Annotated in this window: 11 protein-coding genes; 3 read left to right on the top strand and 8 right to left on the bottom strand. The window is 70.2% G+C overall.

Annotated elements, in window-relative coordinates; genetic code table 11:
• The first annotated feature begins 116 nt into the window (after positions 1 to 116).
• A complete protein-coding gene (locus V7E46_RS32030; protein WP_329176202.1) occupies positions 117 to 290 on the top strand; it encodes a hypothetical protein in 174 nt (57 codons plus the stop codon).
• Between the two features lie 106 nt (positions 291 to 396).
• Here the strand turns inward: V7E46_RS32030 and V7E46_RS32025 are convergent, their stop codons facing one another.
• A complete protein-coding gene (locus V7E46_RS32025) occupies positions 397 to 780 on the bottom strand; it encodes a metal-sensitive transcriptional regulator (protein ID WP_333771688.1) in 384 nt (127 codons plus the stop codon).
• Between the two features lie 191 nt (positions 781 to 971).
• On the opposite strand from V7E46_RS32025, the gene V7E46_RS32020 reads away from it, so the two are divergent.
• Positions 972 to 1592, top strand: a complete 621-nt coding sequence (locus V7E46_RS32020) for a DUF47 domain-containing protein (RefSeq protein ID WP_329176198.1) — start codon at positions 972 to 974, stop codon at positions 1590 to 1592.
• A gap of 5 nt (positions 1593 to 1597) precedes the next feature.
• Positions 1598 to 2593 carry an inorganic phosphate transporter gene (locus V7E46_RS32015; protein WP_333771687.1) on the top strand — a complete coding sequence of 332 codons (996 nt, stop codon included), beginning with the start codon at positions 1598 to 1600 and terminating at the stop codon, positions 2591 to 2593.
• Positions 2594 to 2696: 103 nt separating this feature from the next.
• Here the strand turns inward: V7E46_RS32015 and pstB are convergent, their stop codons facing one another.
• The 7 genes from pstB to V7E46_RS31980 all read right to left on the bottom strand — a co-directional run bounded on the left by pstB (position 2697) and on the right by V7E46_RS31980 (position 11222).
• Positions 2697 to 3473, bottom strand: a complete 777-nt coding sequence (gene pstB, locus V7E46_RS32010) for a phosphate ABC transporter ATP-binding protein PstB (RefSeq protein WP_329176195.1) — start codon at positions 3471 to 3473, stop codon at positions 2697 to 2699.
• Between the two features lie 52 nt (positions 3474 to 3525).
• The gene (pstA, locus tag V7E46_RS32005; RefSeq protein WP_443054414.1) at positions 3526 to 4605 is read right to left on the bottom strand and encodes a phosphate ABC transporter permease PstA; all 1080 of its coding nucleotides are present in this window, start codon (positions 4603 to 4605) and stop codon (positions 3526 to 3528) included.
• A complete protein-coding gene (gene pstC / locus V7E46_RS32000; protein WP_333771686.1) occupies positions 4602 to 5588 on the bottom strand; it encodes a phosphate ABC transporter permease subunit PstC in 987 nt (328 codons plus the stop codon). Before pstC ends, pstA begins: the two co-directional genes overlap by 4 nt.
• A gap of 201 nt (positions 5589 to 5789) precedes the next feature.
• A complete protein-coding gene (pstS, locus tag V7E46_RS31995) occupies positions 5790 to 6947 on the bottom strand; it encodes a phosphate ABC transporter substrate-binding protein PstS (protein WP_333771685.1) in 1158 nt (385 codons plus the stop codon).
• Positions 6948 to 7397: 450 nt separating this feature from the next.
• The gene (locus V7E46_RS31990; RefSeq protein WP_333771684.1) at positions 7398 to 7805 is read right to left on the bottom strand and encodes an NUDIX hydrolase; all 408 of its coding nucleotides are present in this window, start codon (positions 7803 to 7805) and stop codon (positions 7398 to 7400) included.
• Entirely contained in the window at positions 7802 to 8830 is a 1029-nt protein-coding gene (locus tag V7E46_RS31985; protein WP_333771683.1) for a CHAD domain-containing protein, read from the bottom strand. Before V7E46_RS31985 ends, V7E46_RS31990 begins: the two co-directional genes overlap by 4 nt.
• A gap of 163 nt (positions 8831 to 8993) precedes the next feature.
• Entirely contained in the window at positions 8994 to 11222 is a 2229-nt protein-coding gene (locus V7E46_RS31980) for an RNA degradosome polyphosphate kinase (protein ID WP_333771682.1), read from the bottom strand.
• Positions 11223 to 11347 lie beyond the last annotated feature (125 nt).

Here is an 11347-nt window from a genome sequence, read left to right as displayed (position 1 = left end):
ATCCTGGGCGGGGGGCCCGGGAAATGGTCCTTACGTGCCATGCGCCGGGGCAAGGGGGTCCCTACGCTGGATGGCGGCCGTTGGACGGGACACGTGGCGCAGGAGGTGGTGCGGATATGGTGCCGTCGCCCGGGGCTACGGTCCAGGACGATCCGGTGGCCCTGGCCGAGATCGAGCTGTGCGGGGAGCTGATCATCGCCGCTTCCACCGCCGACGAGGAGCGGCTGAGCTTCGCCCGTATCGACGAGGTGCTGGAGGTCGACCGCAGCCCGGCGCCCTGCGGGCGCTGAGGACAAGGCACTGAAGGCCGGTCACCGCGGGGCCGGTCACCGCGGGACCGAGCGCCGCAGGGCGGGACGCGAGACGCTGGACGGCGGTGGCGCCGCAAGGCCGGCGTTACGTCCGCAGCAGCCGCGCTATCGCCGCCGTCGCCTCGGCGACCTTCTCGTCGATCTCAGGGCCGCCCCCGACCGCCGCCGCGGCGACGCAGTGCCGCAGATGCTCTTCGAGCAGTTGCAGCGCGAAGGACTGCAACCCCTTCGTGCTGGCCGAGACCTGGGTCAGAATGTCGATGCAGTAGACGTCCTGCTCGACCATCCGCTGGAGGCCGCGGATCTGGCCCTCGATCCTCCGCAGCCGTTTGAGGTGCGACTCTTTGTCATGGCTATAGCCATGCGGCCCCGGCGGCGACACAATCTCGTCTGCTGTCGAATCCGCTGGTCCCGCCACCGATCCCGCCGCTGGTTCCGTCACTGCCGACTTCGCCGTCCTGTCCGCCATCCCGCCGTCCGCCCTCTCTGTCCCTTTATACCCCTGGTGGGTATATCTTACCGAATCGGTACCGTGTGCGACGCATCCCCCGTGAGGGGGACTCTGTCCCGTGGGCGACACTGGATGACGCCGGTTAGCTGTGGCCGGATGTTGCGCCTAGCATCAACGAGACCGACTCCGATGTATCCCGAGGAACCCACGTGCGCTTTCGTCTGACCCCCAGGGAGACGAGCTTCTACGACATGTTCGCCGCGTCCGCGGACAACATCGTCACCGGTTCGAAGCTCCTCATGGAACTGCTCGGAGCCGATTCGGCTACCCGTATCGAGATCGCCGAGAGGATGCGGGCCGCGGAGCACGCGGGAGACGACGCGACCCACGCGATCTTCCACCAGCTGAACTCCTCCTTCATCACGCCCTTCGACCGGGAGGACATCTACACCCTCGCCGGCTCGCTCGACGACATCATGGACTACATGGAGGAGGCCGTTGACCTGGTCGTCCTCTACAACGTGGAGGAGCTGCCGAAGGGCGTCGAGCAGCAGATCGAGGTGCTCGCCAGAGCCGCGGAGCTGACCGCGGGGGCGATGCCCAACCTGCGGACGATGTCCAACCTCACCGAGTACTGGATCGAGATCAACCGGCTGGAGAACCAGGCCGACCAGATCCACCGCAAGCTGCTGGCCCAGCTCTTCAACGGCAAGTACGACGCCATCGAGGTGCTCAAGCTCAAGCAGATCGTGGACGTGCTGGAGGAGGCCGCGGACGCTTTCGAGCACGTGGCGAACACGGTGGAGACCATCGCGGTCAAGGAGTCCTGACCCACGTGGACACCTTTGTGCTGATCGTCACCATCGGGGTGGCGCTCTTCTTCACGTACACCAACGGTTTCCACGATTCCGCCAACGCCATCGCCACCTCGGTCTCGACCCGGGCGCTGACCCCCAAGGCCGCGCTCGCGATGGCCGCCGTGATGAACCTGGCCGGTGCCTTCCTCGGCAGCGGCGTGGCCAAAACGGTCAGCAAGGGCCTGATCGCGACGCCCGAGGGCCGCTCAGGCATGGGCATCCTCTTCGCGGCGCTGGCCGGCGCGATCGTCTGGAATCTTGTCACCTGGTACTTCGGGCTACCGTCGAGTTCCAGCCACGCGCTGTTCGGCGGTCTGGTGGGCGCGGCGCTGGCCGGCGGCACCACCGTGCACTGGTCGGGTGTGGTCGACAAGGTCATCGTGCCGATGTTCGTGTCGCCCGCGGTCGGCCTGGTCCTGGGTTATCTGGTGATGCTGGCGATCCTGTGGTTCTTCCGCCGGGCCAACCCGCACAAGGCCAAGCGCGGATTCCGTATCGCGCAGACCGTGTCGGCGGCCGGCATGGCGCTCGGCCACGGCCTGCAGGACGCGCAGAAGACGATGGGCGTGGTCGTCCTGGCGCTGGTCATCCACGACCCGGCCAAGGGCTACGGCATCCCGATCTGGGTCAAGTTCGTGTGCGCGGCGATGATGTCGCTGGGCACGTACGCGGGCGGCTGGCGGATCATGCGCACCCTGGGCCGGCGGATCATCGACCTGGACCCGCCGCAGGGCTTCGCGGCCGAGACGACCTCCGCGTCGATCCTCTACGCGTCCTCGTACATCTTCCAGGCGCCGATCTCCACCACCCACGTGATCACGTCCTCGATCATGGGCGTCGGCGCGACCCGGCGGGTCAAGGCGGTCCGCTGGGGAGTGGCCAAGAACATCGTGGCGGGCTGGTTCATCACCATGCCGGCCGCCGCGGTGGTCGCCGCCGGCTGCTACTACGCCATCAAGCTGGTCTTCGGCTGAGCACGCGGCGACGCCGTGACGCGGATCAGGCCCCGCCCCCTGACGGGGACGGGGCCTGCGCCTTGCGGTGGCACCGCCATGCAGCACCGCACGGCGGTCCTGGTTATCCGAAGCGGCCCGAGATGTAGTCCTCGGTGGCCTGCACGGACGGGTTGGAGAAGATCCGCTGGGTGTCGTCGATCTCGATGAGCTTGCCCGGCTGCCCGACGGCCGCCAGGTTGAAGAAGGCCGTACGGTCCGAGACGCGCGCGGCCTGCTGCATGTTGTGGGTCACGATGACGATGGTGAACCGGGTCTTCAGCTCGCCGATCAGGTCCTCGATGGCGAGGGTCGAGATCGGGTCGAGCGCCGAGCACGGCTCGTCCATCAGCAGCACCTGCGGCTCGACCGCGATGGCGCGGGCTATGCACAGCCGCTGCTGCTGGCCGCCGGACAGGCCGGAACCGGGCTTGTTCAGCCGGTCCTTGACCTCGTTCCACAGGTTGGCGCCCTTGAGCGACTTCTCGACGATGCCGTCCAGCTCGTTCTTCTTGCGGATGCCGTTCAGCTTCAGACCGGCCGCCACGTTGTCGTAGATCGACATGGTGGGGAACGGGTTCGGCCGCTGGAAGACCATGCCGACGGTGCGGCGGACGGTCACCGGGTCGACGCCCGAGCCGTACAGGTTCTCGTCGTCCAGCAGCACCTTGCCCTCGACCCGGCCGCCGGGGGTGACCTCGTGCATGCGGTTCAGGGTGCGCAGGAAGGTGGACTTGCCGCAGCCGGACGGGCCGATGAAGGCCGTCACCGAGCCGGGCTCGATCGTCATCGAGATGTCGTCGATCGCCTTGAAGGCGCTGTAGTACGCGGACAGGCCGCTGATGTCGATTCGCTTGGCCATGGGGATCACTTCTCTTCTGCGGTCGGTCTGCTGACTGCTGGGGTGGGCCGCGTCAGCGACCGGCCTTGGGCGCCTTCCAGCGGGAGATGAGCCGGGCGATCAGGTTCAGGATCATCACGAACGCGATGAGGACCAGGGCGGCGCCCCACGCACGGTCGTAGCTGGGCTGGTTGCCGTTGTTGTACTGCTCGAAGATGTAGTACGGCAGCGACGACTGCGGGTCCTTGAACGGGTCGGTGTTGATCACCGCACTGCCGAAGACCAGCAGCGCGATCGGGGCGCTCTCGCCCGCGATACGCGCGATCGCCAGCATGATGCCGGTGGTGATGCCGCCGACGGCGGTCGGCAGGACCACCTTGACGGTGGTGCGCCACTTCGGGATGCCGAGCGCCAGCGAGGCCTCGCGCAGCTCGTTGGGCACCAGTTTGAGCATCTCCTCGGTGGAGCGCACCACGACCGGCATCATCAGCAGGGCGAGCGCGAGCGAGCCGGCGAAGCCGGACGCCGGGGCGGAGCCGACGACCACGAACCAGACCGAAAGGATGAACAGACCGGCCACGATCGACGGGATGCCGGTCATGACGTCCACGAAGAAGGTGACCCACTTGGCGAGCGCGCCCTTGCCGTACTCGACCAGGTAGATCGCGGTGAGCATGCCCAGCGGGGCGGCGATGACGGTGGCGATGCCGACCTGCTCCAGGGTGCCGATGATGGCGTGGTAGACGCCGCCTCCCGGGTTGATGGTCAGCACGTTGTTCATCGAGTGGCTCAGGAAGGTGCCGTCCACCATGTCGGCGCCCTTGCTGATGGTGGTCTCCACCAGCGAGTACAGCGGGATGACGGCCAGGATGAAGCTCGACCAGATCAGGCTGGTGGCGACCCGGTCCTTGGCCTGCCTGCGGCCCTCGACCCGGGCGGTGATGGCGTAGGAGCCGGCCACGAAGAGCACCAGGGCGATCAGGCCCCACTGGATGTGGCTGCGCAGTCCGGCGCCGGCGCCGACCGCCGCGCCGATCGCGACGGCTCCTGCGGCGATGGCCAGCGGGCTCCAGCGGGGCAGGTGGCGGGAGGCGAGCCGCGGGGAGGCGGGCCTGCCGGGCGCCTGCGGGGCGTCCATAACCGTGTCGCTCATGCGTTGGCCCCCGAGTATTCCTTGCGCCGCTGGATGATGATCCGCGCGGCACCGTTGACCAGCAGGGTGATCAGGAACAGCATCAGGCCGGAGGCGATCAGCGCGTCCCGGCCGAAGTCGTCGGCCTCGCCGAACTTGGCGACGATGTTCTGCGAGAAGGTGCCGCCGACCGGGTCCAGGATGTGGCCGGACAGCGTCGGCGAGGCGGACAGCACGGTGGCGACCGCCATGGTCTCGCCGAGCGCGCGGCCCAGGCCCAGCATGGAGGCGCTGATGATGCCCGAGCGGGCGAAGGGCAGCACCGAGAGCCTGATGACCTCCCAGCGGGTCGCGCCGAGCGCGAGCGCCGCCTCCTCGTGCATCTTGGGCACCTGGTTGATCACTTCACGGCTGACGTTGGTGATGATCGGCAGGATCATGATCGCCAGTAGGATGCCCACGGTGAACAGCGAGCGGGCCGAGGAGTTCGGGTCGGCCTTGTGGAAGATGTAGGTCCAGCCGAAGTACGTGTCCAGCCAGAGGTTCACGCCCTTGAGGTGCGGCACCAGGAAGAGCGCGCCCCACAGGCCGTAGACGATGCTGGGGACCGCGGCGAGCAGGTCGATCACGTAGGCGATCGGACCGCCCAGGCGGCGCGGCGCGTAGTGCGTGATGAACAGGGCGATGCCGATCGCGATCGGGACCGCGATGGCCATCGCGATGACGGAGCTGACCACGGTGCCGTAGGCCAGGACCGCGATACCGAAGACCGGCGGGTTCAGGCTGGGCGTCCACTCGAAGGTGGTCAGGAAGTTGCCGTGGTCGTTGGAGACCGCGTGGACCGCGCGCACGGTGAGGAAGACCGCGATGGCGGCCATCACCACGAGCAGCAGGATGCCGGAGCCGCGGGCCAGGCCGGCGAAGATCCGGTCGCCGGGGCGCGTCACGGTCGCGGTGGCGCGGTGCGGTTCCGAGGTGGTGGGGGGTGGAGCGGTGGTCGTCATAGGTGTTTTCTCCGGTCTGGGTGGGGGAGCGGACTCCCCCGGCGGCGGTGCACCGGATACGCGGGGGGGGGGGGGGGGGGGGGGGGGGGGGGGGGGGGGGGCGGGGGGCGGGGCGGCGGGGGGGGGGGGGGGGGGNCCCCCCCCCCCCCCCCCCCCCCCCCCCCCCCCCCCCCCCCCCCCCCCCCCCCCCCCCCCGCTTCATCAGGAAAGGGCGGAGACGGCGGTACGGACCTTGGTGGCGATCTCGGTCGGCAGCGGCGCGTAGCCCGCGGCGGCGAGCTTGGCCTGGCCGGTCTCGCTCGCGATGTAGGTCAGGAAGGACTTGGTCAGCGGCAGGGTGTCGGCCTTGTTGCCCTTGTCGCAGGCGATCTCGTACGTCACCAGGACGATCGGGTAGGCGTTGTCCGCCTTGGTGGTGTACGCGGCGCCGAGGTCCAGCGCCAGGTCGGAGCCGGTGCCGACGACCTTCGCCTGCGCGATGCCCGCGGAGGCGTTGGCGGTGGTGGCCTCGACCGGGGCGGAGGCGCCGGTGGCGATCTTGACCGTGGGGATGCTGCTGGCGGTCGCGTAGGACAGCTCGAAGTAGCCGATCGAGCCCTCGGTCTGCTTCACCAGACCGGCCACGCCCGCGGACTTGGGAGCGGCCTGGCCGCCCTTGGCCGCCCACGCCTTCGCGTGCTCGTACGGCCAGTCGGCCGGCGCGGAGCCCTTGAAGAACTTGGTCAGGTTGTCGGTGGTGCCGGAGTCGTCCTGGCGGTGGACCGACTGGATCTTGGTGCTCGGCAGGTTCGCGCCGGGGTTGAGCGCCTTGATCGCGGCGTCGTTCCAGGTGGTGATCTTGCCGTTGAAGATCTTCGCCAGGGTCGAGCCGTTGAGCACCAGGTCGTTCACGCCGGGCAGGTTGTAGCCGATGGCGATCGGGCCGCCGACCATCGGGATGTTGATGCCCTGGCCGCCGGTGCAGGCGCTCTTGGACTTGTCGACCTCTTCGGGCTTCAGCGGCGAGTCGGAGCCGGCGAAGGCGTCCGTGCCGTTGTTGAAGTCGATGATTCCCTCGCCGGAGGAGGACGGCTTGTAGTTGATCGTCGCGCCGCTGCACGCCTGCTGGTAGTCCTTGACCCAGGACTCGACAGCGTTCTGCTGGGCGGTCGAACCCGAGGACAGGATCTTGCCGGTCGCACAGGAGATGCCCGACGCGTTGGTGCCGCTCGTCGCGCTGCTCGAACCGCTCGCCGAGTTGCTCGGCGTGGACGAGTCGCTGTTGTCGTCCGAACCGCAGGCGGACAGGACGAGCGCACCGGTAATCGCGACCGCGCCGACGGTCAGGGCGCGCAGCCCGCTCTTACGCTGAAGCTTCACCTTCGTGTGTTCCTTCCGAGAGCCCGCCGGTCGACGGCGAAGCAGAGGGTTGTGTATCTGCGTCCTCCGGCGGCTCGTGCTCACCGGTAAGGCCGAAATTAGGCAGATCAGATGAAGCGACCAACGGGAGAGGGTGAACGCCGGGTGAACCTCACCCGTCAGCCCGGTGCCACTCCCTCCGGGGGGTGCGGCCGTTACGTGCGGTACCCCTGCGCCAGGCGTTGCCCACCCCCGGGCACGGGCCGTCCGGTCCGCTTCGGCAGGGGGCGCGACGCCGCTGGCGCGGGGCTGGGGGGTGCCGCTGGCGCAGGGGGTGCCCGTGAGGAGCTGGCGTTGGCCGTCTGCGCGCCCTGTCCCGGGCACCCGGAAGGAGCTGGCGTCGGGCGTCCGCGCGGCCATCCCCCGGGCACCCGGGGGACTGAGAGGAGCACGGCCGCAGCCGAGGGGCGGCTAGGGCAGGGTCAGGAGGAAGGCGGCGATGAGGGGGCGGTCACGCTCGTGGGTGAGGCGGAGCTCGGCCGCCGCGGGGCCGAGCCAGACCATCCGGTCCACCTCCGTGTTGGCGACGAAATCGCCCGCGTGGGCCCGGGCAGCCCAATAGCGAACCTCCTTGGACCGCCCGTCCACGAGATAGCGCGTCGAGCCCAGCGCAGCGCCCAATTCGCAGTGCAGCCCGGTCTCCTCCCTGGTCTCCCGCACCGCCGCGGCGGCGAATTCCTCACCCCGTTTGAGCTTGCCCTTGGGCAGGCTCCAGTCGTCGTAGCGCGGCCGGTGCACCAGGGCGATCTCGACGCCGCCCGGCGCGGCGCGCCACAGGACCACGCCCGCCGCCCGTACCGCCACCTCGTCCTCGGTCACTGGCCGCGCACCCCCGGAATTGCGGGCTGCCACAGCCGGGAGAAGGCGAAGCGGGCCGCCTCGACCTCGTGCCGCTGGTCGGCGTGCAGCACACCGAGCGCGTATGCCGTCGCCGGCGCGATCCGCGGGGTGCGGGCGGCGGCGGCGACCGCGGAGGCCGACTCGGCGGCCTGCCGGTGCCGTTCGAGCAGCGTGCCCGCGTCGGTGAGCCGCTGCCGGTCGGCCCCGCCGTCGGGACGGGTCACCTCGGCCGCGTAACGGGTCAGCCGCAGCAGCACCCGCACCTGGTGCCAGGGCGCGTCCTGGAGGTCGGCGGTGAGGTCGGCGCCGAGCGAGGCCTGCACGGCGTCGGCGTTGTACGGGTGCGCCGCCCGGTGCAGCGGCAGCGCGGCGGCGGCGTCGGCCAGCCGCCGGTGGGCCTGCGCGGCCATCGGCGGCAGGACGGTACGGGCGGGGCCCGCCGCGGCGGGTGCGAGCGGCACCTCGGAGGCCAGGACGGCGATCGCGTCGGCCAGCGCGTGGAACCGGGACGAGCCCATGGCCTGGAGCGACGCCGAGTGCGCGCGGGTCCTGGCCAGCGTCAGCTGGCGTTCGAGCAGGGCGCCCGCGCGGGCCGCGCCCAGCGCCAGCGGTCCGCCGCCGGACGGCGGGGGCGGCGGCGCGCCGCCCACCGCGACGACGGCCTCCTGGCCCTCCGCGGTGATCGACAGCCGCCGCAGCGCGCCCAGCAGCCGGGCCAGCCGGGTGGCGTACTGCGGCTCGCGGCCCAGCGTCGTGGACAGCCAGCCCAACTCGGCGCGCAGCGGCTCGGCCCAGCCGGGGTCGGTCAGCGGCCCGTATATGTGCAGCGCCCCGCCGATCCGGCGGGCACTGGCCCGCAGCACCGCGTCGGCCTCGGCCTCGTTCTCGCCGCGCAGGCTCAGCCCGCGCAGGAAGGCGATGGCCCGCTCGTGCAGATAGCGGGTGAGCACCTCGCCCGCGGTGCCGCCGCCCGGTGGCATGGCGTCGTACGGTTCGGCGTTCATGCTGCTGCTGGTCCCCGTGTCCCCGTTGTCTGCCGGTGCCGGTGCGCTGCCGCCGGGGGCGGGCAGGCGCGGCGGCCTGGCTCTGGTCGATGCTGCGGACGGGGACGGATGGGCAGGCGTGTCCCCGTCCCGCAGGGTCTGCTGGTGCTGCGACGACAGGCGGTCAGGTAGCTGCTGATGGGCCACGCCGGCGCCTCCGGGCATCGATGAGCATCTCCTGGACATTGCGCAGCGGGCGCCCTTCGGCGTCGGTGCTGTGCCGGGTCCAGTTGCCGTCGGCTGCCAGGTGCCAGGAGGACGTGCCGTCGGACATCCCGGTCTCCAGCAGGCGGTTGAGGGTGGCGCGGTGGGTCGGGTCGGCGACTCTGACCAGCGCCTCGATGCGCCGGTCGAGGTTGCGGTGCATCATGTCGGCGCTGCCGAACCACACTTCGGGGTCGCCGCCGTTGCCGAACGCGAAGACCCGGGAGTGTTCGAGGAAACGCCCGAGAACACTGCGGATCCTGATGTTCTCCGACAGCCCGGCCACCCCCGGCCGTACCGCGCAGATCCCGCGTACCCAGATGTCCACCTGGACGCCGGCCTGCGAGGCCCGGTAGAGCGCGTCGATCAGCGCCTCGTCCACGATGGAGTTGACCTTGATGCGGACGAACGCGGGCCGCCCGGCCCGCTGGTGCTCGATCTCCGTCATGATCCGGGCGACCAGCCCGTCGCGCAGGCTGCGCGGGGCGACCAGCAGCCGGTTGTACGTGGCGCGCCGCGAGTAGCCCGACAGCCGGTTGAACAGGTGCGACAGGTCCGCCCCGACCTGCGGGTCGGCGGTCAGCAGGCCCAGGTCCTCGTAGAGTCTGGCCGTCTTGGGGTGGTAGTTGCCGGTGCCGACATGGCTGTAGCGGCGCAGGGTGTCGCCCTCCTGCCTGACCACCAGCGACAGCTTGCAGTGCGTCTTGAGGCCGACCAGGCCGTAGACGACATGGCAGCCGGCCTCTTCGAGCTTTCTGGCCCATTTGATGTTGGCCTGCTCGTCGAAGCGCGCCTTGATCTCGACCAGCACCAGCACCTGCTTGCCCGCCTCGGCCGCGTCGATCAGCGCGTCCACGATCGGCGAGTCGCCCGAGGTGCGGTAGAGGGTCTGCTTGATGGCCAGCACGTCCGGGTCGGCCGCCGCCTGGTCGAGGAAGGCCTGCACGGACGTGGAGAAGGAGTCGTACGGGTGGTGCAGCAGGATGTCCCGCTCGCGCACCGCCGCGAAGATGTCCGGCGGAGTCGCGGACTCGACCTCGGCCAGGTCGCGGTGCGTGCCGGCGATGAACCGCTGGAACTGCAGCTCGGGCCGGTCCAGGCGGGCGATCGCGAACAGGCCGGTCAGGTCGAGCGGGCCGGGCAGCGGATAGACCTCGGTGTGCTTCATCTTCAGCTCGTGCACGAGCAGGTCGAGCACCCGGGGGGCGATCGACTCCTCGACCTCAAGGCGCACCGGCGGCCCGAAGCGGCGCCGCATCAGCTCCTTCTCCAGCGCCTGGAGCAGGTTCTCGGCGTCGTCCTCCTCGACCTCCAGGTCCTCGTTCCTGGTCACCCGGAACATGTGGTGGTCCAGGACCTCCATCCCCGGGAACAGCTCCTCCAGGTGCGCGGCGATCACGTCCTCCAGCGGGACGTAGCGCTGCGGCCCCGCCTCCAGGAAGCGCGACAGGATCGGCGGCACCTTCACCCGGGCGAAGTGCTCGTGCCCCGAGACCGGGTTGCGCACCACCACCGCCAGATTCAGCGACAGGCCCGAGATGTACGGGAAAGGGTGTGCCGGGTCGACCGCCAGCGGTGTCAGCACCGGGAAGATCTGCTGCCGGAACAGCGTGGCGAGCCTGGCCTGCTCCTTCTCGGTCAGCTCGGCCCAGCGGATGACATGGATGCCCTCGTCGGCGAGCTGCGGGGCGACGTCGTTCTGGAAGCAGGCCGCATGCCTGGCCATCAGCTCCCGCGATCTGGTCAGTATCAGGTCGAGCACGTCCCTGGGCTGCAGTCCTGACGCGGACCTGGTCGCGACCCCGGTGGCCATCCGGCGCTTCAGGCCGGCCACTCTGACCATGAAGAACTCGTCGAGGTTGCTGGCGAATATGGCCAGGAAATTAGCCCGTTCGAGTAGCGGGGTGGCCGGGTCCTCGGCCAGTTCGAGCACCCGCTCGTTGAAGGCCAGCCAGCTGCGCTCCCGGTCCAGGAAGCGGCCCTGCGGCAATTCCGCGCCGAATTCCTCGCTGGCCGCGTCGAGCCCCGGCGGCTCAGGCTCCAGGTCGGGTACGACCCGCGGCCGGAAGGTGCCGAACCTGTCGGTGGTGCCGTCGCCGGGCCCCTTGTCGGGCTGGGCGGGGACGCTGGGATGATTCGTCTGGGCCATGGTGCGCGAGCCCTCCTCCGGTTCCGGCGCGTACGCGCGGCCGACACCCCCCGTCAGGCGGCCAGCAGCCGTCATTCCATTGTCTCGTGCCGGCGGGGGTTTCGGCAGGTCGGGCGGGGTTGAGC

This window comes from Streptomyces sp. IBSBF 2435, assembly GCF_036815005.1.
Lineage (GTDB): Bacteria > Actinomycetota > Actinomycetes > Streptomycetales > Streptomycetaceae > Actinacidiphila.
Note: the sequence above shows the minus strand (reverse complement) of the source record. Positions and strands in the feature narration are given on the sequence as shown.